General features: G+C 40.8%; 18 protein-coding genes. 12 read left to right on the top strand and 6 right to left on the bottom strand.

What is annotated here, in order from left to right; translation table 11 throughout:
• Window positions 1–692: 692 nt before the first annotated feature.
• The 3 genes from HUW48_RS15375 (at window position 693) to HUW48_RS15365 (ending at window position 2,313) form a co-directional block, all read left to right on the top strand.
• On the top strand, window positions 693–1,244 hold the full coding sequence (locus HUW48_RS15375; RefSeq protein WP_246343494.1) for a Crp/Fnr family transcriptional regulator: 552 nt from the start codon (window positions 693–695) through the stop codon (window positions 1,242–1,244).
• A 72-nt stretch (window positions 1,245–1,316) separates the two neighbouring features.
• Window positions 1,317–1,736, top strand: coding sequence for a DUF4345 domain-containing protein (locus HUW48_RS15370; RefSeq protein WP_182411786.1), 420 nt, complete (start codon window positions 1,317–1,319; stop codon window positions 1,734–1,736).
• Window position 1,737: 1 nt separating this feature from the next.
• On the top strand, window positions 1,738–2,313 hold the full coding sequence (locus HUW48_RS15365; protein WP_182411785.1) for a DinB family protein: 576 nt from the start codon (window positions 1,738–1,740) through the stop codon (window positions 2,311–2,313).
• 268 nt (window positions 2,314–2,581) lie between these two features.
• On the opposite strand, the gene HUW48_RS15360 is transcribed toward HUW48_RS15365, so the two are convergent.
• Window positions 2,582–3,112 (bottom strand): DUF5872 domain-containing protein, encoded by a 531-nt coding sequence (locus HUW48_RS15360; protein ID WP_182411784.1) that lies wholly within the window; start codon window positions 3,110–3,112, stop codon window positions 2,582–2,584.
• A 235-nt stretch (window positions 3,113–3,347) separates the two neighbouring features.
• Between HUW48_RS15360 and HUW48_RS15355 the strand changes: the two genes are divergently transcribed.
• Window positions 3,348–4,517, top strand: a complete 1,170-nt coding sequence (locus tag HUW48_RS15355; protein ID WP_182411783.1) for a Gfo/Idh/MocA family protein — start codon at window positions 3,348–3,350, stop codon at window positions 4,515–4,517.
• Between the two features lie 169 nt (window positions 4,518–4,686).
• The gene (locus tag HUW48_RS15350) at window positions 4,687–6,075 is read left to right on the top strand and encodes a mercuric reductase (RefSeq protein ID WP_182411782.1); all 1,389 of its coding nucleotides are present in this window, start codon (window positions 4,687–4,689) and stop codon (window positions 6,073–6,075) included.
• 294 nt (window positions 6,076–6,369) lie between these two features.
• Here HUW48_RS15350 and HUW48_RS15345 read toward each other — a convergent pair whose 3' ends face one another.
• Window positions 6,370–7,236 carry a sterol desaturase family protein gene (locus HUW48_RS15345; protein WP_182411781.1) on the bottom strand — a complete coding sequence of 289 codons (867 nt, stop codon included), beginning with the start codon at window positions 7,234–7,236 and terminating at the stop codon, window positions 6,370–6,372.
• A 208-nt stretch (window positions 7,237–7,444) separates the two neighbouring features.
• On the bottom strand, window positions 7,445–8,746 hold the full coding sequence (locus HUW48_RS15340; protein ID WP_182411780.1) for an erythromycin esterase family protein: 1,302 nt from the start codon (window positions 8,744–8,746) through the stop codon (window positions 7,445–7,447).
• Window positions 8,747–9,079: 333 nt separating this feature from the next.
• Between HUW48_RS15340 and HUW48_RS15335 the strand changes: the two genes are divergently transcribed.
• On the top strand, window positions 9,080–9,853 hold the full coding sequence (locus HUW48_RS15335) for a DUF2490 domain-containing protein (RefSeq protein WP_246343493.1): 774 nt from the start codon (window positions 9,080–9,082) through the stop codon (window positions 9,851–9,853).
• Window positions 9,854–9,888: 35 nt separating this feature from the next.
• Here HUW48_RS15335 and HUW48_RS15330 read toward each other — a convergent pair whose 3' ends face one another.
• Window positions 9,889–10,959 carry an NAD(P)H-dependent oxidoreductase gene (locus HUW48_RS15330; protein WP_182411779.1) on the bottom strand — a complete coding sequence of 357 codons (1,071 nt, stop codon included), beginning with the start codon at window positions 10,957–10,959 and terminating at the stop codon, window positions 9,889–9,891.
• Window positions 10,960–10,979: 20 nt separating this feature from the next.
• A complete protein-coding gene (locus tag HUW48_RS15325; RefSeq protein WP_246343492.1) occupies window positions 10,980–11,681 on the bottom strand; it encodes a TIGR04283 family arsenosugar biosynthesis glycosyltransferase in 702 nt (233 codons plus the stop codon).
• A 689-nt stretch (window positions 11,682–12,370) separates the two neighbouring features.
• Here HUW48_RS15325 and HUW48_RS15320 point away from each other — a divergent pair.
• Window positions 12,371–13,456: an AI-2E family transporter gene (locus HUW48_RS15320; RefSeq protein ID WP_182411778.1), complete on the top strand. Its 1,086-nt coding sequence runs from the start codon at window positions 12,371–12,373 to the stop codon at window positions 13,454–13,456.
• 705 nt (window positions 13,457–14,161) lie between these two features.
• On the opposite strand, the gene HUW48_RS15315 is transcribed toward HUW48_RS15320, so the two are convergent.
• A complete protein-coding gene (locus HUW48_RS15315; protein WP_182411777.1) occupies window positions 14,162–15,019 on the bottom strand; it encodes a polysaccharide deacetylase family protein in 858 nt (285 codons plus the stop codon).
• A gap of 220 nt (window positions 15,020–15,239) precedes the next feature.
• Between HUW48_RS15315 and HUW48_RS15310 the strand changes: the two genes are divergently transcribed.
• The 5 genes from HUW48_RS15310 to HUW48_RS15290 all read left to right on the top strand — a co-directional run bounded on the left by HUW48_RS15310 (window position 15,240) and on the right by HUW48_RS15290 (window position 22,120).
• On the top strand, window positions 15,240–15,701 hold the full coding sequence (locus HUW48_RS15310) for a GbsR/MarR family transcriptional regulator (RefSeq protein ID WP_182411776.1): 462 nt from the start codon (window positions 15,240–15,242) through the stop codon (window positions 15,699–15,701).
• Between the two features lie 65 nt (window positions 15,702–15,766).
• Window positions 15,767–17,122 (top strand): TolC family protein, encoded by a 1,356-nt coding sequence (locus HUW48_RS15305; RefSeq protein WP_182411775.1) that lies wholly within the window; start codon window positions 15,767–15,769, stop codon window positions 17,120–17,122.
• Between the two features lie 16 nt (window positions 17,123–17,138).
• The gene (locus tag HUW48_RS15300) at window positions 17,139–18,191 is read left to right on the top strand and encodes an efflux RND transporter periplasmic adaptor subunit (protein WP_182411774.1); all 1,053 of its coding nucleotides are present in this window, start codon (window positions 17,139–17,141) and stop codon (window positions 18,189–18,191) included.
• Between the two features lie 37 nt (window positions 18,192–18,228).
• Entirely contained in the window at window positions 18,229–21,396 is a 3,168-nt protein-coding gene (locus HUW48_RS15295) for an efflux RND transporter permease subunit (RefSeq protein ID WP_182411773.1), read from the top strand.
• Window positions 21,397–21,508: 112 nt separating this feature from the next.
• Window positions 21,509–22,120 carry a TetR/AcrR family transcriptional regulator gene (locus tag HUW48_RS15290; RefSeq protein ID WP_317173695.1) on the top strand — a complete coding sequence of 204 codons (612 nt, stop codon included), beginning with the start codon at window positions 21,509–21,511 and terminating at the stop codon, window positions 22,118–22,120.
• The last annotated feature ends 25 nt before the right edge of the window (window positions 22,121–22,145 follow it).

The raw sequence follows: 22,145 nt of genomic DNA, 5'->3' as shown, positions 1-22,145 counted from the left end.
TTTAAGTTTATCGCATAGCACGTGTTCATTTTTTTTCATGATTGGAATGAGTTGAAACTAAGTTTTGAAGGAAGTAGACAAAATAAATTTTAGAGGATAAGTGGGAAAAAGCTCCCCGGCTAAGTTTAGGAAGGGTAAGGATGGTTGATTTACCACTAAAGCAGTGCCGTGCGAATAAATATTTATTTTTGTTCCGGTACTTATTTCTATAGTAAATGCTTAGTCAGAAAAATATTTAATGTGAGTTCGACACCAGCCCTTGATTTTCTATAATTACTAAAAGCACTAGAAAGAAAAATAAAATTGTATTTCTTCCTATCCATTCCGGTCATTTTGGAAGAATTTAATTAGTAGTTAAACGATAAGAGTAGTAAAACTAATAGAAAAGAAAGCTGAATTAGATATTGTATCCTTACAACCAAATTTGTACTTACTAAAAATTGTAACTTCCGGAAAAGAAGATGTTTTCCGGTTCATAAAAATAAATTCAAACTATAATCCATCAAAACCAAACAAAAAGGGAGATACTTACCGGTATCTACCTTTTTGTTTTCTTGCTAAGTATTTTCTTTTTGTTGGTAGATAATTCTCTTAAAAGCCATAAACTTTTAAGAGAATTATTGAAATAATTGTAAATAGCAAGTACAACTGTATATTTTATGCCGGAGGCAATTTTAGAGTTAAAAAAACTAATGAATGCCATTTATCCCATACCTGAAACGGAGTGGGAAGCTTTTGCTGGTTTATGGAAGCCTTTTTCTGCCCGGCGCAAAGAAGTACTTACCCTGTCTGGTAAGCCCGAAAAATATTTGTATTTTGTATTAGAAGGCGTGCAGCGGGTATATTACTTCGATGAACAGAACCGGGAAGCCACGTTGGTATTTACGTACGCCCCTTCCTTTGGCGGCGTGCTGGATGCTTTGCTGCTGCAACAACCTTCACGTTATTTTTACGAAACGCTTACCCCCTCCACTTTTCTCCGGGCGCCGGTCAGTGATTTGTTACCGCTAATTGCTATTAAGCCTACCATTGCCTTTATAATCCGGCAAGGTTTGGCTCAGGCGCTTTCGGGGGTATTAGAGAGGTTAGTGGAGTTACAATGCTTTACTTCCGAAGAAAAATTCCGGCAATTATTAAAGCGTAGTCCGCACATTTTGCAGTTGGTGCCGCATAAATATTTAGCCAATTACCTGGGAATTGAGGCCACCAATTTTAGTAAATTGATCAATAGAATCCGGATCTGAAAATGTTGGTATTTACCAATAATTAAGTTCGAGCAGCCCGCCATATTTGCATTGTACTTAAAACTTAAAACGATGCAAACAATAAAAACCTCCAAATTGGCCGCGCAAGCTTTTATTGGTCTTTCAGCGGTAAGTCTGTTAATGGTAAGTGTTATGGCTTTTTACAATCCGCAGGATGTAATGGATTTAGTAGCGGTGAAACTAACTAATAATGACGCCTTTAGTTCAATCCGGGGTGTTTACGGCGGCGTAGGATTAACTTTATTTATTAGTTTAATTTACTTGTTGCTAACAGATGTTAAGAAAGGATTAGCTTTTTTAACTTTATTGTGGGGTTTTTACGCCTTATCGCGCTTGGTTACCATTTTTGCTGAAGGTTCTTTGGGCGCTTTCGGAAAACAATGGCTCGTAACGGAAACGGTATTTTTTATTATCGCCGTGGTTCTATTATGGAAAAATAAAGATTCAGTTTTAGCTAAACCAGTAAACTAAAATGGCAACGGTAAATAAAGAACAACTTTTACAGTTTCTGGAAAATAGGGTAGAAGGTCATATTCAGGAAGCTATAAAAACTTTTCAGAACGAACAGACAGAAGTTCTCTTACAACCTGCCCCAGATGGTGGCTGGAGCATTGCTCAATGTCTAGAACATTTAAACGGATATGGTAAATTTTACCTGCCGCAAATCAAAAATGGATTAGAAGAGGCAAGTAATCCTATTCATTCGGAGATTTTTAAAGGTTCCTGGGTGGGAAGTTATCTTACCCGCATGATGGAGCCGACTACGGGAAAGAAAAAATACAAAGCTTTTAAAAACCACATTCCCGCACCAGATCTAGATGCCCACGCTGTAGTAGCTGAATTTATTCACCAACAAGAAGAATTATTAAATTACCTGAAACAAGCCCGCCGCGTAGATTTAGATACGATTAAACTTCCGCTTTCGATCACTAAATTAGTTAAATTAAAACTAGGCGATGTCTTTCAGTTTTTAATTGCACATAACGAAAGGCATATGCAACAAGCCAAACGAAATGTAATGAAAACATTTGTTGCCGGAAATAGGTAACAGGCTAATTGCTTATAATGTCAGAAAAAGGAATTAAACTTACAGCTTGCAGGTATAGGGAGCCAGAAGATAGCTGGCTCCCTGTTTAAATTAGTAAATTTTTTCAAGCTAAAGCCCGGCAAATACTTTAAAGCTGTTCCGCCTTATAGAAGTTTACCCATTATCGGATAATTTCCGCAACAATTAGTCTCCTGCCAGCTACTATAAGGTGTTAAGGACACCACCTTGGGCGAATTTCCCCCTTTTTTATAAATGCTAATCAACTTCTTTATTTATGCGCTTGAATAGCCTGTTCCAATTCTTGTTTTTTCATTTTGGTCCGGCCTTTAATATTTAATTTCTTAGCTTCTTCCAACAGGTCTTTTCTGGTAATACCGGTATCTTTACTTTTTACTTTTTTCAGTGCTATTTTAATAGCCGGGGTATAAGATACTTGTTGTTCCCCTTTTTTCGAGCCTTTGGCTTTGGTTTGTTCGGCTTCTTTTTTCTCTTCCGGACTTAGCTTATCCCACACTTCTTTAGGTAAATACCGACTGGTTTTATCTTTTTGGCGGGCATTTGGTTCCCCTTTCTGGGTTTGCCATTCTTCCTTGGTCCATTGATCCAAGGCTTTAGCCTGCTCGTCTTTTTTGCCTTTGTACCCGCCGCCTTTTTCTTCGTATTCCTTGGCAAGTAGCTGGCTTTTACGCGCCGACCATTGTCCTTTTTTACCGCCTTTATGCGATTGTTTCAGCTCTTCTTTAATTTTCTCCCGTAATTCGGGTTGGGTATATTGTTGTTCGTTCCTGTTCTTTGCCATAGTTCAATAAAGATGAATGGTTGGGTAGTAACCGTTTTATTTTGAAAAAGTTATTTAATAGTTAGCTAAAAATTATTTGTTAAATCTTGAATTGTATTACCTTTTAAACTGACTCAGGTTTTACTTTTTTTAGAAACTTTTTAATGTATCGTTCTATATCAATTAGCTTAATTTAAAACGTTACTTAATCATCCATTCTATCTAAACAACCAACTAAATATCTCGCATCAGCCACATGAAAAAGTTTAGTTTCTCTTCTCCTTTTAACCGACGCCAATTTTTAAAGGATTTATCCTTAACTCTGGGCTCTACTGCTACCGGTCTTTCGTTGCTTTCTTTAACTTCTTGTAACACTAATAAATCCGGGAATAAAGAACAATCCGGGGAAACAAGCGGACAAAATGGCCAAGGCCGGAAATTAGGTATTGCCTTACTGGGGCTTGGTAAATACAGCGAAGGACAATTAGCTCCGGCTTTGCAGGAAACTAATAATTGCTATTTGGCGGGTATTGTAACCGGCTCACCGGACAAAGTAGATAAATGGAAACGCAAGTACGATATTCCGGACAAGAACGTGTACAGTTACGAAAGCTTCGACCAGATTAAAGATAATCCCGATATTGACATTGTATACGTAGTAACTCCTAACGCTCTGCACCGCGAATTTGTAGTGCGGGCCGCCCAGGCCAAAAAACACGTAATCTGCGAAAAGCCTATGGCTACCACCGTGGAAGATTGCCAGGCCATGATTGATGCCTGCAAACAAAATAACGTAAAACTTTCTATTGGTTACCGCCTGCACTTTGAACCACATAATCAACGGGTAATGGAACTAGGGCAGAAAGAAGTTTTTGGACCGGTAAAAAGCATTAAAGCGGCCGATAGTTTTAAAATTAACGTTAAACCTGAGGATTGGCGCTTAAGTCAGAAACTAGCGGGCGGTGGCCCTTTAATGGATGTAGGTATTTACTGTATACAGGGAGTTATGTATACTATGGGCAAAGAACCTATTGCCATTACTGCTAAATACGGCGAGAAAACCCGCCCCGATTATTTCAAAACTGTAGAGCAATCCATTAGCTGGCAAATGCAGTTTGAAGGCGGCGTGATTGCCGATTGTGTGAGCAGTTACAACGACGAAGCCGGCTTTTTGTACGGCGAAGCCCGGGATGGCTGGTGGCGGCTAGACCCGGCTTATAGCTATTCCGGAATTAAAGGAGAAACAAGTCAGGGGAAAATGGATTTTGAGGAAGTAAACCAACAAGCCCGGCAAATGGATGATTTTGCTAATTGCGTACGAAACAACAAACCTACCCAGGTACCCGGCGAAATGGGGCTGCGGGATGTGCGAATTTTATTGGCTATTTACGAAGCTGCCCGGACGAATAAAAAAGTAGGTATCTAAACAGATGTAGAAAACGTGCGGTATAATTTTACTTTTTTAAGCTTGTCCGGATTCTACGGGCATTATTTATTTTGATGCGGGAACACCGCCTTATTTAATTTTTATCTACCTATTAATAAAATTTGTAGCTTACCCTTAGTAGTTAAAGTAAATGTAACCTGTTGAATTTATGGAACATTATCAGGCTGTTATAATTGGTTCCGGTCAAGGCGGTACGCCGCTCGCTAAAAAACTGGCTCAGGCTGGTTGGAAAACGGCGTTGATTGAAAAAAACCTGGTGGGCGGTACCTGCGTGAACGTTGGTTGTACTCCCACTAAAACCATGATCGCTTCGGCTAAAGTAGCAAATACCCTTGCGCAGGCAGAGAAATGGGGCATCGAGGTAAATAGCTTTCAGGTAAATCTGCCTAAAATAATTGCCCGAAAAACCCAGGTAGTTGAAAAATTTCGCGGTGGCTCCCAGAAAGGCCTGGAAAACACCGCTAATCTATCTTTAATTTTCGGGGAAGCTTCATTTGTGAACCAGAAACAAATTCTTATTCAACTAAAAACAGGTGGTTCCCAAACCATTACTGCCGATAAAATTTTTATTGATGCGGGTACTCGCCCTGCGGTGCCGGATATCCCGGGATTACAAGAGGTGGATTACTTTACTTCTACCACCCTAATGGAAAGTGAACAATTGCCGGAACACCTGGTAATTATTGGCGGAGGTTATATTGGCTTGGAGTTTGGACAAATGTACCGTCGTTTTGGCAGTCAGGTTACTATTTTAGACCACAACGATCACTTTCTGGACCACGAAGACGAAGATATAGCCGCTGAAGTACAAACGTTTTTGCAGGACGAAGGTATTCAGATTTATACGCAGGCAAAAACCAGTAAAGTAGTTAAAAATAAAGAACAAATTTCTTTAACTGTAAACATAGCAAGTCAGGAAACCGAAATAACCTGCTCGCATATTTTATTAGCCGCCGGCCGAACTCCTAATACGGATACCTTAAACCTGCAAGCCGCTGGGGTAAAAACTACTGCCAAAGGGTATATAGAAGTAAATAATAAGCTCGAAACCACCACTCCTCATATTTATGCTTTAGGCGATATAACCGGTGAAGCAAAATTTACCCACATCTCCTATAATGATTACGTTATCTTGTACCATAATTTATTGGAGAATAAAGAAGAAACAACCACTAACCGCCTGGTTCCTTACTGCATGTTTACCGATCCGCAAGTAGGCCGGGTAGGATTATCAGAATCGGATGCTCGAAAGAAAAAATTAAATTTTAAAGTAGCAAAGCTGCCCATGAGCCAGGTTGCCCGCGCCATTGAAACAGGTGATACGCGCGGTTTAATAAAAGCTATAATAGACAGCAATAACGGTCAGATTTTAGGCGCTACGGTAGTAGGGCAGGAGGGGGGCGAAATAATGTCGTTGTTGCAAATGGCTATGGTCGGAAAAGTAAATTATACAATTCTGAAAGAAATGATTTTAGCTCATCCTTTGTACGCCGAGGCACTGAATAATCTTTTTTTAACCTTAGATAAATCCGAGTAATTAGCGCTTGTTATAACAAACAGTATCAACTGCCGACCATAGAAAAGCAGTTATGAGTAGAGTTCGCGTGAGCAGTTTATATCCTTTTTAAAAACGCTAATATCTAATGAGTGTTTACTCACATACTTTTTTTCGCCAATCAGAGATTGATTGCTCATAAAGTGCTTAGAGCGCCTACACTAACTCTAAGCACAACTTATAGCTTTTTACTATTTGGATATAATATCTACTATTTTTATACGTGTGTCCTTTTATTTACTTCTGGTTATAAAAAGAGTATTGTATTTACTTTTTTTAAGGGCATAAGTGGTGAGGTGGGTACAGTTCTTCTCGCTCAGGCACGGTGCCATCGGGTAAATGCCAGGGACGCTGTTGGGTAAAAGGCAGTAGAAAGAGCTGTTTAGGCGATTGTTCTTTTGGGTCGCGGTAAGCCGGCACACCGATAGTAATTTCATTTTGGGGCACGTTTAACCGGAGTGATTGATGCAGGCGGTCCCACCACGAAAATATTACCGAGAAATTGCTATTGGTTTCTCTGGCCACAATAGAATGATGAATGCCGTGCATCCGGGGAGTTACCAGCACCCAGTTTAGGCGGCGTTCTGCTTCGTAGGGTAGCCGTATGTTGGAATGATGAAAGGCCGTGCAACCTTCAAAAATTACTTCATAAAACAAAACCAAGGAACCGGGTACCCCTAATAGTGCCGCCGCCGCACTCCGGTAAGGTAAAGAGAAAATATTTTCCCCGATGTGAAATCGCCAGGCAGTGGAAAGATCCATATCCAGGTCCATGTGATGGATGTTATGAAAGCGCCACAATAAATTGGATTGGTGCAGCAACACATGCCAGAAATAATTGGTGTAATCGAGTAGCAAGAAGCCCGCTGCATAACGCAGCCATTTGGGTAATGGCAACCAATTAAGTAAACCAAAATTTTTCTTTTGGGCCAGCCTGGCAGCAGCATACATTCCTGGCAGCAACAATAAGCGCAAAGCCGGCAGTGCAACAGCGGCTACCGCGCCATTCTCTATTATGCGTTCTGTTTTGGGACGGGTACGTTTCCGGAGTTGTTTTTTGGTTTCAATTATAAAGAAAGTAGCCGCGGCTAAACCTAGCAAAGGCATGCCTAACTTGTCAAATTTTGGAAATATAATTTTCATTAGTTTAGTTACCCATTAAAGCATTTTAGGTTACAGCCGTAGATTAACGGATAATTAACGGGCGGATACCTGGAAGGTGTATTTAAATAAAAAGCCCATTTTACAGACAAGCAATTTAGTGGTTAAGAATTAATTTTCGGTTTTAGTAAAATTTAAAACATAGTTTAACAACTCTACCTAAAACTCATCCCAGTAAAGCAATAATTGATTACATCCCGAAAGGAAAAGTTTCCGGCGTTAAATGGCCTTGTGGCTTTAAATGCAAAGGATGCAAAGCTCGCGTTTTATCTAGGTACAAGAAAGCATCGTAGCGCTCCGTTAATTTAGTTGGAACGTAATTTCCTCTTTCCCGGTCTGGGTTATACACTACCCCAATCGCCCGATGTCCAAGCCAGCCCTTAAATAACTCTATCGATCCCGGGTTTTTATTAAATAGTAAAAGCTTGTTTTCTGGTGAAAGCGCATGTAGTTTTTCTTCAACGCTACCTTTAATGGCAGGCGGAACCAGCATTTTTTGCATTGGCGCATCCCAACCCCGGCCGGCAATTACAGTACCTTCGTACGATCCAAACCCTACCAATACTACTTCTTCGGCCCGATGCTGTTCCCGTATTAGTTGCCCCACGTTAATGTCACCATCGTCGACCATGTCGGTAGCACGTGCATCGCCAATGTGGGTGTTGTGCTCCCACACTATTACTTTAGCATCTGCCCCAAGGTAATTGAGAATGGTATTCAGGGTTTCTACCATGTGTTGGTCGCGTACATTCCAGGAATTGCCACCAAAAGAAGCCATAGTTCTATAATATTTTTCGCCGTTGGCTGCTACCAAGGCATTAATTTCGGCATTTAAACCGGCTTCGGGAGCATGGTCGTACTGGGGGGCTTTTTCTTTTACTTCTAACAATAAACGTAACACCTCTTCGCGGCAGGTTTTTTTAATAGAACCCAAGCGGGCAGCGTATGCGTCTTCTTCGCCGTAAGGCTCAAAACAGTCTATGGCTTTTCTGGCATACGAGGCCGCTTCCGGATCTTCTTTTTCCAGATAATCCACAATAATTCTCATAGACTCCCACAAACTGTAAACATCTAAACCATAAAACCCAATTTTCTTTTCCGGAGCAAGTTGGTCGTTGTAATTTCGCATCCACTGCGCCAAGGCGCTTATTTCCCAGTTGGCCCACATCCAGGTAGGCCAACGATTAAAATTATTTAAAACTTCCAGAATGGTGTTTGGAGTACCCGGATAAGCTTTTATCCAACGGTTTATTTCAAAACAATCTGGCCAATCGCCTTCTACGGCAATACATGAAAAATTTTTTTCCTGAATGAGCCTCTTCGATATTTCTGCCCGCCAGGTATAATATTCGTGGGTTCCATGAGAAGCTTCCCCGAGCAACACGAACTTAGCCTCGCCAATTCTTTCCAACAACGGGTCCAGGTCTTGGATACCTTCCAATTTATAAAAAGAATTAGTTAGGCTTTGTGGATTTACGGTAGTTGCTGCCATGGTTTAAGGTTTACTTGGGAAAATAAGGAAGCTGATTTTTTGTCTGAAACACAACAGCTTTACTTTTCTATTTTATACGGCAAAAGCTAGAATACTTCCCTATAAAATTTAATTGAGTTTTATAGCAGAGCCGTAGTTTAGTGGCTATAAAGTAGTATTCTTATTTTTCTGAAAAGGTAAGCCTGGCAGCCACCCACAAGATTTTTAATCATTCTTAACATTGCAGCGAATTAATTAGAGCATCATGTTTACTTTATTTACGGTTGTCGTATTACTAATACAAAATTTTGTTGAGAGCTAATAACTCAGGTATTCTATATAACTATTCGTGTTTTGGGCTATAAACTACTTTTCGGCAGCCTTTTAATTTTTTTAACGGTTAAGGGTTTTAGTCAGGACCGGATAAATGATAAAAATCAATTGGGCTGGTACGTTTACGAGGGAGACCATTCGTTAGGGAAGCGTTGGGCCTTGCATACCGAGTACCAATGGCGCCGGGTACATTTTATTAAATCGTGGCAGCAATCGTTGGCCCGGGTCGGTTTTTCGTATCGCCTGCTCCCCCAGGTAAAATTGGGAACGGGGTATACTTCCTTTATTACATATCCGTTTGGCGATTTTCCGGCGGCAGATACCGGTGAACCTTACCCGGAGCGCCGTTTTCATCAGGATATTCAATTGTATGATACTATTGGTTATTTGCCAATTACTCACCGGTTTCGGTTGGAACAACGCTGGATTGGGCAATTAGCGGAAAACAAGGGCAAATCGGTACAAAGTTGGGAATACCAGAACCGCATTCGTTACCAAATAGCTTTATTAATACCCTTACAAGGTCGTTCGATTGAAGGCCAGGAATGGTATCTGAATTTTTTTGATGAGTTGTTCATAGGTTTTGGTAAAAATGTTGGCCGCAATATTTTTAATCAGAACCGTTTATCAGGCGGTTTAGGTTACCAGTTTACCGATGATTTTCAGGTAGAATTAAATTACCTGTATCAAATAACCCAGCATGCCGGAGCAGAACCCATTTCAGGAAAATCTATTTTTGAATACAACCAAGGTTTCCGGTTGGGAATTTCCTATAACTTATCGCTGATAAAATAATAAGGCGTTAAAGTAGTTTAAGGCAGTAATAAGATTTACTTATTTCTTAATTTTTCGCCTTCACTTTTTTTAGGATTTAAAGTAGTGTCGTCATTTATTCCGAGTTCTTTTTGCACCTGGTTAGAAGAATTTTCCGGCTCTAAACCAAAACGTAATTTCCAGGCTCTGATACCGGTTTTTAGTTCTTTTAGTAAATTATTAGGTCTTTCGTAGCCGTAAGCGCGGTATTGGTTAGGCGGTACTTTCCCTTTTTCGGCTACAAATAAAGTAAATTCCTGTACCCATTGGTTGAAAGTAGCCATAAATTCCTGTTCCTGAATCATGTCTTCGGCTTGGTTATCGCTGTACTTCCGTCCTTTACCACTGGTGCAATGTACCCATAAATTATCCGGTACTTCCACACCGCCGTACCGGCATTGCCAGACTAAGGGGGCATAAGCATCGCGTTCGTGCGCATAAGGCTCGGCTTGCGGATCAAAATATTGTTTGTGGCGTAGTATTTTCGGGCGGCCGGTTTTGTCCATTTCATCCCCACCTTCATCGCCGTAACAGAAAAAAGCGGCCGTACGGCCTTCCAAATGGTTCTGGCTCATGGACTGCCATTTTTCCTGGTGTTCTAATTCCATGGCTTTTTCCGGATCTTTGTGGTCGATGGTGTTTTCGTCTGGGTTGCCGCCATTCATGCACACCAATCGGTCGAACATTAATTTTAGATTGCTGGTAGGGCCATACCAGTTTATCGGACCAATAATCGCCCAGGCATCTGCCATATCCAGGCGCGCGTACAGATCTACATCCCAAAGTAAATCCGGTTCCGAGGAGCTGTTTTTTTCGTAACAATTACACGGCCAAACGCATAAAGCCATAGAGGTAGATACGCAGGCATTGCAGCTTTGAATCCGGGCCCGACCATACACGTTGCCTAAATCTTCGTAATCTATTTCCCATTCGGGTGGCAGCATATCCGCCATTTGCAACATTAAGGCCCTGGATTTACTATCTACGCCGGGGCAATTATACTGGCGCCTATCCGAACCCGAAATTATTAGCACGCGAAAGGGCCGTTGATCCACGGGTAATCTGGCATTATCATCGTTGGGTTTCATACAATTATATAGGCAATTATTCAGATTTTTTCTTCCGGAATCAGTTTCTTGTACGTACTAACTAATCTGTTTTGCGAAAATCCTAAGCGGTACAAGGCATAAATCAGGTAGAATATTCCTTGGGTTTTATAAATACCATGGCTTACATACTTACGAGCTGAGGTTAAAACCGGCTTTTTGATGATTACAAATTTTCCGGTTTTTTTCAGGCGTTTAATAATTTCCTGGTCTTCTAATACGCGGTATTCTTCGTTATAACCGCCGGCTTTAGCAAAATTTTCTTTCGTTACAAATAAGCTTTGGTCGCCGAACCGAAAAAAGGTGGGAGCAAAACGGGTAAACCAGCAATTGGCTTGTAAAAACCAGTTATTAAGATCAAAACGCAACAAAAAACACCCGCTGCCATTACCTGCCTGAACAGAATGAATAATATTAGTAGTAAAATTAGGGGGCGGAAGGGTATCGGCATGTAAAAAGTAAAAAATAGAGCCAGTAGCCAAAGTTGCAGCATAATTTAACTGAACAGCTCTACCTTTCTTATTACTCATTATTACTCTGGCCCCCGCTGCGGTTGCTTTTTGCACGGTTGCATCGGTGCTGCCCCCATCTACCACTATAACTTCAGTAATATCTTTCCTGTTACCATTAGCGAAAATGACTTTAATAGTTTTTTCAATGTGCTCGCTTTCGTTGTAAGTAGGGATAATTACGCTAATCATCATTAATTTTTTAAAGCTATATCTCGCATAAGCAAGTACAAGAAAATCTTATTTGCCTTAATCCGGTAATTAAAACCCTTGATAATGAAGATACTTATAAGTAACCTTACTTTGGCCCGGATATTAGGTTCTGCTTTTTAAGTAAGAAAATTATAATTTGCTTAGGCTTACGTGCGGCTATATCCGTTGGGTTCGAGAACTAAATATTAGCAAAGAAGAATTTCAAAAATCAGGGTCATCTCATTTTATCTAACTTTATCAGAGTTATACAAATTCAGCTATCATTTCCTACTATTTGTGCTCCTAAATCAAGATTACTTAAAAACCTTAATGCACATTAATTAGTAAAAAGCGACTTATAAGCTTCCCCTACTATAGCCTAAATACAGGAAACTACCTAGGTAGAAAACAAAATAATAATGAGAGGGAAAGTTGGATTTAGTAATTTTCTTATAAAAAGAGAAACGTACCGGTTGCCCTTCTGTGAACAATTATGCCTATTAGAATTTACTTTTTACTAAACTGTAAGTTTATTTTCACTTATAATTTAAATTTTTTTACCAACCCCAATAGCTATAGCTAAAAGAAGTAATTCGGAGAAGATGGAAAATTACTTAATACTTTTTTTCTTTTGAATATTTTAGAAAAGTTAATTTTTAAATAAAAACATCATTTTGGATTAAATACATTATATGAGAGGTATATCCATTAACCAGGTGGCAGTGGTACAGTTAGTAGTAATTTTAACCTCCATCATTTTATACTATGGCCGCATTTTTTTAATACCCTTAGCGTTTGCTATTTTCTTTGCCATGATGTTGTTACCGGTAAGTCGGAAGCTGGAAAAATGGGGAATAAAAAGAATACCCGCCACCTTGCTTTGCATTGTGGTTGTTTTATTATTTATGGCCGGAATTGTTTTTGTAGTTGCAGCCCAGGCTTCCAGCATTTCTCAGGATTGGCCCCAAATCCAGAAAAAACTGCAGCAAATGGTAGATACCGGACAACAATATATTCAGCAGCAATTTGGGGTAGCTCCACATGAACAAATTGAATTTGTAAAGTCTCAGATTTCTAAGTTTTCCCAATCTTTTAACAAATTTTCCACGGGGTTAGTATCCGGTAGTCTGGGCATGCTAAGTGGATTTGCTTTAACCCTGATTTATTTCTTTTTTCTGATGTGGAAACGGGAAAAATATGAGGAGTTTTTCTTGAAGTTAACGAACAGGGAGAACCAGCCGGCAGCTAAACAAAAACTGCGCGCTATTACCAAAGTTGCTTCCGGTTATTTAGTGGCCCGTTTACTATCCATGCTTTTTTTAGCTATCTTTTATGCGGTTGGTTTTTCTATAATAGGTTTAAAAAATGCTCTTCTTATTAGCCTGGTAGCGGTATTGCCTACTATTGTGCCGTACATCGGTTCTTTTGTGGGAGGTGTTTTTCCTTTAATGATGGCCTTAGTATCGGGTTCTTCGGGAATGATTTTGCCGATTGTAATAATATTAATCATAGCTCAGGTAATTGATAACAACATTATAGAACCATTGGTAGAAGGCAATAGCCTTAACCTAAGCCCTATTATAACCATAGTAGCTATTGTATTAGGCGAACTAGTCTGGGGAATAGCCGGTATGATTTTATTTATTCCTTTATTTGCTATCCTCCGTATTGTTTGTGACCATATTCCGGCTTTACAACCGTATGGCTTTTTGCTGCGAAACGATGTAAAAGAGCCCGAATGGGTGGAAAAAGTAAAAGGTTGGTTTAATAAAAAGTAATTGATTGCCTTAACAACAGGTAATACCTAAAAGTAAGGAGTAGTTGCTATAGTAGACTTTGATGTTGTTCTTTAGAGTCTGTTCCAGCCTCCATGTACAGGTTCCATCTTATTTGACAAGCCTAAGTTTTGCCTCGTGGCCGGCGGGCCTCGTTTGGCTCTTCCGCCCTCGCTAGCCTTCCTTTCCTCGACTCCGTCTGCGGAATGCTTTCAGCACCGGAACCCTAGCAGGTGCTCCATAGCCAAACTGATGTCTTTGCACTTAGCCCTAACTTTTACTTTTTTAGTAGTAATAGATTTTATTAAACCAAATTTATCAGGATTTGCTAAGAGGGAAGCAGAACAGGAAGTTTAATTCCGTTAATCTTTAAATTATTAGCTAACCATAAAAATCTTAACCAACTATAAAAACTATTTTCCTTCTCCTTAATGATACAAGTTAATTCTACAAGAGGTGGAAGAAAAGCAGTAGCTAAGAGCCAAACGAGGCCCGCCGGCCACGAGGCAAAACTTGAAATATCAAACAAGTTAGCACCGCTGCCTGGAGCCTTGAAAAGGCTCCAAAGAAAACGCTTACTAGCAAGCAAAATCTATAATAAATTTTTGATATAATTTGGTATAGTTAAAACTATTGTAGCACCTTTCTATTTAGAAAATCTAAGTAGGTAGTATCGAATAGGAAGTAATAACTTTTCTTTTTAGTAAATTATCTTTCTGTTTTTAGTAAATCGCGGTAACTAATTAATTGAATTTTTTTCTTTTTAATAAAAGCTTTTACCTCCGAATTTGTAAAAACATCGGTTACTCCTTGCCGGTCGGTAGCTACTTGCTCGTAGCCAATATGCGAAACTGCTCGTAATTCTTCGGTGTTCAAGCCGGGATGATCCACGAACAAATAAGTTTTGCCGGGCTCCAGTTTACCGAGCATATTTAAAAAGCTTTGAATTTTTTGCGGAGAGGTTTGCTTGGGGCCGTCATAACTAACGGATACTACCTGATATTCTTCGGGGTTAATATCTATTTTATATTCTTGCGCTAATTTTTTGGTAAGCGCTTGCACTTCGGGGGCCAGGTGGGTGCAACCCATATGCGCTGATAAATGACTAATCCGGGGTATTTTCTTTAGGGCTAATTCAATTTGTGCCCGGAACTCTTTTTCAATATCAGCTAGTTGCCAGGCATTTTCGGTAAGAGATAGGTCAGGATAATTTTTATTCGGAAAAATCATCGGGTAAAAATAGCCGTCCGGGTCTTTCAAGCTGGTTGCAGTTGTCAGGGGCCGCCATTTAACGTTATCCCATTCGCTGGTTAGCGTTAAATGAATACCCACATCTATGCCTGGGTTTTGTTGCAGCATTTTAACCGCTTCCGGAAACCAGGGCGAGGGCACTAGTACTTCAATCGACGTTTGAATCCCTTCCTTCGATGCTTGCAGCAAGGCGTTGTTCCCGGAATGCGTATATCCCATGTCGTCGCCGCGCACTATCAGGCGAATCGCTTTTTTCTGAGCAAAACAGGAAATAGTAAACAAGTACAGAAATAAAGTAAAAATTAATTTGCTCATAATTTTGGAGAAGTACTGGTGTAAGGAATGGCTACTTGGTTTATCAAATTACCGAATGCTATATAAATTAACAAATCCAGAAAATATAGACGGTATAGTTGGGTAAAAATAAATGGCAGAAGGATAAATATCTATAATTTTTAGTTCATAAAATTTTGAACTAACTGAACTATGTATTACCTTTGTGTCGTTAAGTAGATGTATTTAACAAAAAGTAAAGATGATGCTAAGTGAAAAACAAAAGGTGATGGTTGAAAAAGTGGGCATTTCGCACGAAATGGCCGGTATGCAACCAGCGGCTGCCCGTATTATGGGTCTGCTTTACGTAGCCGATAAGCCGGAGCTCACTTTTGATGAAATTACCGATTGCCTGCACATTGCTAAAAGTGCTACCAGCAATGCGATAAACCTGCTTTTGCAAGGCGATCACATTGAATACATCACGTACTTAGGCGATCGTAAACGTTATTTTAGGTTAAAGGTCTCTAATTGGCGGGATGGTTTTGCCAGAAGAATTGAAGGCATGACCAAGTTTAACGAAATTTTACGGCAGATTTTAGAAGTACGTACACCAGATACTCCGGAATTCAACAACAATTTAAAGGAGTTGATTGATTTCCTGGATTTTGTAAACCAGGAATTGCCCCGTTTATTACATAAGTGGGAAAGCAGAAATAAATAATTTTTTTGTCAAACAAGTTCTTAATATTCAGAACTAACTAATTACTAATTAACCAATTAAACAACGTGAAAAAACTAGTTTACCTAACCGGCTTGTTGCTATTCTTATTTCAGCCGGGATTTTCGCAAACGCAACCAGCGCCTGGAGCGAAGCTATCGCTGCCGGAGGCTCTCAAGTTTGCAATCGCGAATAACGAAACCATTAAGAAAGCACAACTCGATGAAAAGGGTGCGGAATATAAAATTAAAGAAACCAAAGGGTCTGGCTTACCCCAAATTAGCGGTACTGGTACGGTAACCACATATCCGGCTTTAGCTACCCAATTACTTCCCGGCGAATTAGCCGGTCAGCCTGGTACGCTTATTCCGGTGCAGTTTGGTACCAAGTATAATACCAGCGGGGGTATTCAATTACAACAATTGCTGTTTCGTAAATCTTTCTTTATTGGCTTACAGGCGGCGCATACTACCCAGGATTTATTTGCATTGCGCACCCAAATGAGCGAGGAAGAAGTGATTTACAACGTGAGTTCGGCTTATATGCAATTGCTGCAAACCAAAGAACAGTTTGCTACCATCGATGCCAACTTTAAACGGCTGGAACAACTGGAAAAAATATTAACCCTCCAGTACAAAAACGACGTAGCGACCAAAGTAGAGTTAAACCGAGTAACGGTAAACAAAACCAACCTGGAAAATAGCCGGCAAACTTTAAACGCCGCTTATGACCAGCAATTGAATGCCCTGAAATTTTTTATGGCCGTGCCCATGAACCAGACAATTGAAGTGGATGATGCAGCGGTGGTGTTGGATATTCCTATTCCTGCGCAAGACGATGACCAAGCTATACTGGCCGATAAAGTAGATTTTAAATTACTGAACACGCAAAAAGACTTGTATAAGTTAAACGTGAAAAACATCAGCTCTGGTTATACGCCGTCTTTGTCAGCGATAGGTAATTACAGCTATAACGCCCAACGGAACGAGTTCAACTTTTTCGATGGTAATCAACCGTGGTTTAAGGCGGTGTCTATTGGGGTGCAATTAAACGTTCCCATTTTCGACGGCTTCCAGCGGAGAAATCAGATTCGGCAGGCCCAAATAGATGTAGATAAAACCGAGCAGGATATTAGCCAGTTAACTCGCAACACGCAGATGAACCTGGAAAATGCCCGCACCCAAATCGAAACCAGTTTATCTTCTATTCAGGCGCAGGAGCGAAATGTAAATCTGGCACAGGAAGTATACCGCAATACAAATGAATTATACAAAGAAGGTTTAGCCCCACTTACCGACGTGTTAGATACCGAAGTAAGCTTACGGGAAGCGCAAACTAACCTGAACAGCGAAAGATTAAAATATCAAATAGCGCAATTATCTTATTTACAAGCCAAAGGCGGATTAAAAACTTTATTAAAATAGAATTACACAAAGAACAATGAAAAAACTGATTTATATTCTGGTTGCGCTGGTACTCGTAGGTGCGGTAGCGTTTAAATTAATTCGGAATAAAGAAGAAATGGCCACCGAAGCCTCGGTAGCCGAAATTAAAAGCGAAGCCATTTCGGTGCAGGTAACCGCACCTAAAGTGGGTAAAATAGATAAATCTTTTAACGCCCAAGGTAATTTCAGGCCGGTGCAAACCTTAACCTTACTGTCCGAAGCTACTGGTCAAATCCAGCAAGTATCAAAGCGGAAAGGCGACCGGGTACGTCAGGGTGAATTATTGGTGCAGGTAGAAGCCAATACTGCCAAAGCAGATTTAGCTACTATTGAAGCTAATTACGAAAAAGCCAAAAGAGATTTAGGCCGCTTTGAGAACTTAGCTTCCGGCGAAGCTATTACTAAACGCCAGTTAGAAGATGCCCGCTTACAAGTGCAAACCACCCAGGCGCAGTTAATAAATGCCCGCCAACGGGTAGCTAAAACCCGCATCACGGCCCCTATTTCCGGAGAAATTAACGAAATGTACATCGAAGTAGGTTCTTATTTAAATGCCGGCACCAAGCTGTACGACATCGTGAATGTAGACCGCTTGAAATTGAACGTGAAAGTAGACGAAGCTCAAGTATTATTAATTAAAAAAGGCGCTAAAGTAGAAGTTAAAGCCGATGTAAACGCGGGTCAAACTTTCCCGGGTGTTGTTACGGCTATTGCGGCGCAAGCCGATAACTCATTAAAATACGACGTGGAGATTGAGGTGAAAAATTCAAATGCGAATAGCTTACGGGCTGGCATGTACGGTACTGCTGCTTTCGAAATTGCTGATACCCGCGACGCACTTTTAATCCCGCGCGAAGCTATTGTAGGTAGCATTCAGGATCCATCAGTTTACGTGGTTGAAAACAATGTTGCCCGCTTACGCAAAGTAAAAATTGGTACCATTACCCAGGACCAGGTGGAGATTGCCCAAGGTTTAAAAGCCGGCGAGAAGGTAGTACAAAGCGGCCAGATTAACCTACGCGATGGCTTAAAAGTGAGTGTTCTTTAATTTGGGATTTACCCGAAAACGTAAGAAATAAAACAAAATGAATATAACGAAATTATCCATACAGCGGTCGACCATTGTGGTAGTGGTTTTCACCGTGTTAACCTTGCTGGGGGTTGGGGCTTACAAATCGTTGAATTACGAGTTGTTGCCAAAATTCAGTCCGCCGGTACTTACTATTACCACCTTGTATCCGGGTGCTTCGCCTTCGGAGGTAGAAAACTCAGTAACCAAGGAAATTGAAGATGCGATTTCTTCCCTGGAAAACGTGGACAATATTAAAAGTACCTCGCAGGAAAGCTTCTCGATTATTGTTATCAATTTAAAACAAGGTACCAACGTTGATTTAAGTTTGCAGGATGCGCAGCGGAAAGTAAACGCTATTCTGGCCCAGTTGCCCGAGGATGCCGACCCACCTGCTTTAGGTAAATTCGACTTCGACGATTTGCCCATTATTAAAATGGGCGCTACCGCGAATATGCCCGCTACCGATTTTTTCGACTTGATCGATAACCAGATTAAGCCGCAATTATCCCGGGCGCAAGGGGTAGCACAAATTAAAATCTTAGGTGGTCAGGAACGCGAAATTAAAATTAACCTGAACGCCAATAAACTCGAAGCCTACGGCATTTCTTCGTTGCAGGTAATGCAAATGGTACGGAGCTCTAACTTAGACTTCCCGACGGGTGAGATTAAAGATGCGAACGGCCAAACCCAAATTCGATTGGCTGGTAAGTTTTCTTCTTTAAACCAATTGCAAAATTTAGTAATCCGCCAGGATAACCGGGGTGTCGTGCGCTTAAGCGATTTAGCAGAGGTACAAGATTCCCAGAAAGACGTAGAAATCCTTAGCCGGATAAATTCTAAACCGTCCGTAGGTATTACTATCCAGAAACAATCGGATGCTAATGCCGTGGAAGTAAGTGAACAAACCCGCGCTACTTTGGCTCAGTTAGAAAAAACGTACGCCAACGTTGGTCTTAAATTTAATATTGCAAACGATAGCTCGCAATTTACCCTGGAAGCCGCCGATTCGGTTATGCACGACTTGTTCTTAGCCGTTATCCTGGTAGCCGTGGTAATGTTATTGTTCCTGCATAGCTTACGCAACGCGGTAATTGTAATGATTTCCATTCCGGCTTCTTTGGTAGCAACCTTTATTGCCATTTACTTGTTTGGCTTCTCCTTGAACCTGATGTCTTTAATGGCGATTTCGTTAGTTGTAGGTATTCTGGTGGATGATGCGATTGTGGTGATTGAAAATATATACCGGCACATGGAGATGGGTAAGAAACCGGCGCAAGCTGCTTACGATGGTATCCGGGAAATTAGCGCTACGGTAACCTCCATTACTTTGGTAATTGTGGTGGTATTCGTGCCGCTGGCTCTATCTAGTGGTTTGGTATCGGATATTCTGCGGCAGTTTGCCGTGGTAGTGGCCGTTGCAACTTTAATTAGTTTGTTCGTAGCGTTTACCTTGATTCCGCTGTTAGCCAGCCGTTTTTCTAAATTGGAGCACGTTTCAAATAAGAACTTGTTTGGCCGCTTTATTTTGGCTTTCGAACGTTTCCTGGACCGGGTAATTGAGGTATTTGCCAGCACTCTAAAATGGGCTTTTAACCACAAAATTGTAGTATTAACTTTAACTGTGGTGGCCTTTGTGGGTTCGGTCATGTTAATCCCAGCCGGTTTTATCGGTAGCGAATTTATTGGTAACGGTGACCGGGGAGAAGTTAACTTCCAGTTAGAGTTACCTAAGAATGCAACCGTAGAACAAACCAATGCCGCTACTACTAAAATTGAAAACTATCTGCAAAAGTATCCAGAGATTACCCGGGTATTTACAACGGTAGGCGCTACATCTTCGTCGCAGCAAGGTCAGAGTTCGGCTTATGAATCCGAGGTGTTCGTGGCATTGGTGCCCGTGGAAAAACGTGATTTTAGCACCGAGAAATTCAGCCGTTTGGTTAAGGCCGAAGTAGAAAGCTTAATTCCTGGAGTAAAAGTAACGCCAGTTCCGGTTGGTTTAGTGGGTAGCTCCCAGGCTCCGATCCAGATTGTGTTGTCTGGTCCTAACCTGGATACTTTATTAAATTTCTCGCAGCGGGTAATGAACGAGGTAGTAAAAGTACCTGGTACTTCTGACGTGGAAACTTCGGTGGAAGGTGGTAATCCGGAAATTGAAGTAGCCGTAGATCGCGATAAAATGGCCAGTTTAGGTTTAACTCTGGAAACGGTAGGAGCAGGTATGCAGGTAGCATTTAGCGGCAATACCGATGCCGAATACCGCCAAGGTACCAACAACTACGACATTAACATTCGTCTGGATGAGTTCGACCGCCGCAACGTTACCGACATTGCAAATTTAGCATTCGTGAACAATGCCGGACAAACCATTCGTTTAGGTCAGTTTGCGGATATCAAACAATCCTCCGGACCTTCTAAACTGGAGCGTACCGACCGGGTAACTTCCGTTAACGTAAACTCACAGGTGGTAGGTCGTCCGTCTGGTTCGGTGGGTGCGGAGATTCAGCAAAGATTAGCGGCTCTTAAAATGCCGCAAGGAGTAGGTATTACTTACGAAGGTAACCTGAAAAACCAATCCGAAGGTTTTGGTACTTTAGGAGTAGCCTTACTCGCTTCCATTATCTTCATGTATTTGATTATGGTGGGCTTGTACGACAGTTACGTGTATCCGTTTGTAGTATTGTTCTCTATTCCATTGGCGATTATCGGTGCTTTACTGGCCCTGGCATTAGCATCTGAAACCTTGAGTATTTTCTCTATCCTGGGTATTATCATGATGATTGGTCTGGTAGCGAAGAACGCGATTATGGTGGTTGACTTTACGAACAAGCTGAAGTCGGAGGGAGTACCAGTGAAGCAAGCCTTGGTGGAAGCTGTGCGGATTCGTTTCCGTCCGATTCTGATGACTACTCTGGCGATGGTAATTGGTATGTTGCCGATTGCGTTAGCCGGTGGGGCCGTAGCTGCTTCTAAAAACGGTTTGGCTTGGGCCTTGATTGGTGGTTTGAGCAGTTCGATGTTCTTAACCCTGATTGTAGTACCGATTATCTACTACATCTTCGACCGGATTTTAGCTAAGTTTGGCTTAGACAAAACCACGAAGATTGAGCTGGAAGATAAAACCGTAGAAGAGCTGGAACGCGAAACTGCGGAGATGGAAGAAAAGCTGATGCACGCTTAATTATTATAAAATAATAGTTTACGCCTACTCAGCCGTACTCTTAAAAGTCCGGTTTGGTAGGCGTAATCTTTTTAAAATTTTAATAGTAAAAGAATATAGAATTTTAAATTTTTTGCTGGCATTGAGAGAGAGAATTTTAAACCGGGCTTTAGAATTATTTATTTATCGGGGCATAAAAAGCACATCCATGGATGATATAGCCCAGGACCTGGGTATATCTAAAAAAACAGTTTACAAATGGTTCGAAAACAAAGACCATTTAATTGAAGAAATGCTGAAAACCAGTCTTTGCTGTTCCGTTGAAACAGAAATTACGAGCCAGGAAAATGCAGTGCAGGAATTTTGTTTTACGTTAAATAACCTTCTGCAAAGATTTATAGCTATTCATGCTTCTTTCTTTAATGATCTGAGAAAATATTACCCTACGGCTCATGATTTATGGGAAAGTTTTAAAGAAGAAACCATAATTCAGAGGTTTAGAACTAACTTTAGCCGGGGAATTCAAACCGGACTTTACCGCGCCGAATTAGATCCGGAAGTTTTAGCGCAGTTGTACATTAGCCAGTTAGAAGGGATATTTTATTCTGAAACTTTTCAACCCGAAAAATTTAAACGTTTAGAAATTTACCGGTTAAATGTAAAACTATTCGCTTCTGGTATCGTTACCAGCGCCGGTCAGAAATTTTTACCTGAATTTACCCAGACTGTTGAACGAATGAATTAACGGTAAAATTAAAAAATAAATAATT

This window comes from Adhaeribacter radiodurans (assembly GCF_014075995.1).
In the GTDB taxonomy this organism is placed as follows: Bacteria; Bacteroidota; Bacteroidia; order Cytophagales; family Hymenobacteraceae; genus Adhaeribacter; species Adhaeribacter radiodurans.
This window is presented reverse-complemented; position numbering and strand designations above follow the sequence as displayed.

Coding starts and splice junctions, on each gene's coding strand:
- HUW48_RS15375 (WP_246343494.1), top strand. CDS start 693: ATGAATGCCATTTATCCCATACCTGAAACGGAGTGGGAAGCTTTTGCT.
- HUW48_RS15370 (WP_182411786.1), top strand. CDS start 1,317: ATGCAAACAATAAAAACCTCCAAATTGGCCGCGCAAGCTTTTATTGGT.
- HUW48_RS15365 (WP_182411785.1), top strand. CDS start 1,738: ATGGCAACGGTAAATAAAGAACAACTTTTACAGTTTCTGGAAAATAGG.
- HUW48_RS15360 (WP_182411784.1), bottom strand. CDS start 3,112: ATGGCAAAGAACAGGAACGAACAACAATATACCCAACCCGAATTACGG.
- HUW48_RS15355 (WP_182411783.1), top strand. CDS start 3,348: ATGAAAAAGTTTAGTTTCTCTTCTCCTTTTAACCGACGCCAATTTTTA.
- HUW48_RS15350 (WP_182411782.1), top strand. CDS start 4,687: ATGGAACATTATCAGGCTGTTATAATTGGTTCCGGTCAAGGCGGTACG.
- HUW48_RS15345 (WP_182411781.1), bottom strand. CDS start 7,236: ATGAAAATTATATTTCCAAAATTTGACAAGTTAGGCATGCCTTTGCTA.
- HUW48_RS15340 (WP_182411780.1), bottom strand. CDS start 8,746: ATGGCAGCAACTACCGTAAATCCACAAAGCCTAACTAATTCTTTTTAT.
- HUW48_RS15330 (WP_182411779.1), bottom strand. CDS start 10,959: ATGAAACCCAACGATGATAATGCCAGATTACCCGTGGATCAACGGCCC.
- HUW48_RS15325 (WP_246343492.1), bottom strand. CDS start 11,681: ATGATGATTAGCGTAATTATCCCTACTTACAACGAAAGCGAGCACATT.
- HUW48_RS15320 (WP_182411778.1), top strand. CDS start 12,371: ATGAGAGGTATATCCATTAACCAGGTGGCAGTGGTACAGTTAGTAGTA.
- HUW48_RS15315 (WP_182411777.1), bottom strand. CDS start 15,019: ATGAGCAAATTAATTTTTACTTTATTTCTGTACTTGTTTACTATTTCC.
- HUW48_RS15310 (WP_182411776.1), top strand. CDS start 15,240: ATGATGCTAAGTGAAAAACAAAAGGTGATGGTTGAAAAAGTGGGCATT.
- HUW48_RS15300 (WP_182411774.1), top strand. CDS start 17,139: ATGAAAAAACTGATTTATATTCTGGTTGCGCTGGTACTCGTAGGTGCG.
- HUW48_RS15295 (WP_182411773.1), top strand. CDS start 18,229: ATGAATATAACGAAATTATCCATACAGCGGTCGACCATTGTGGTAGTG.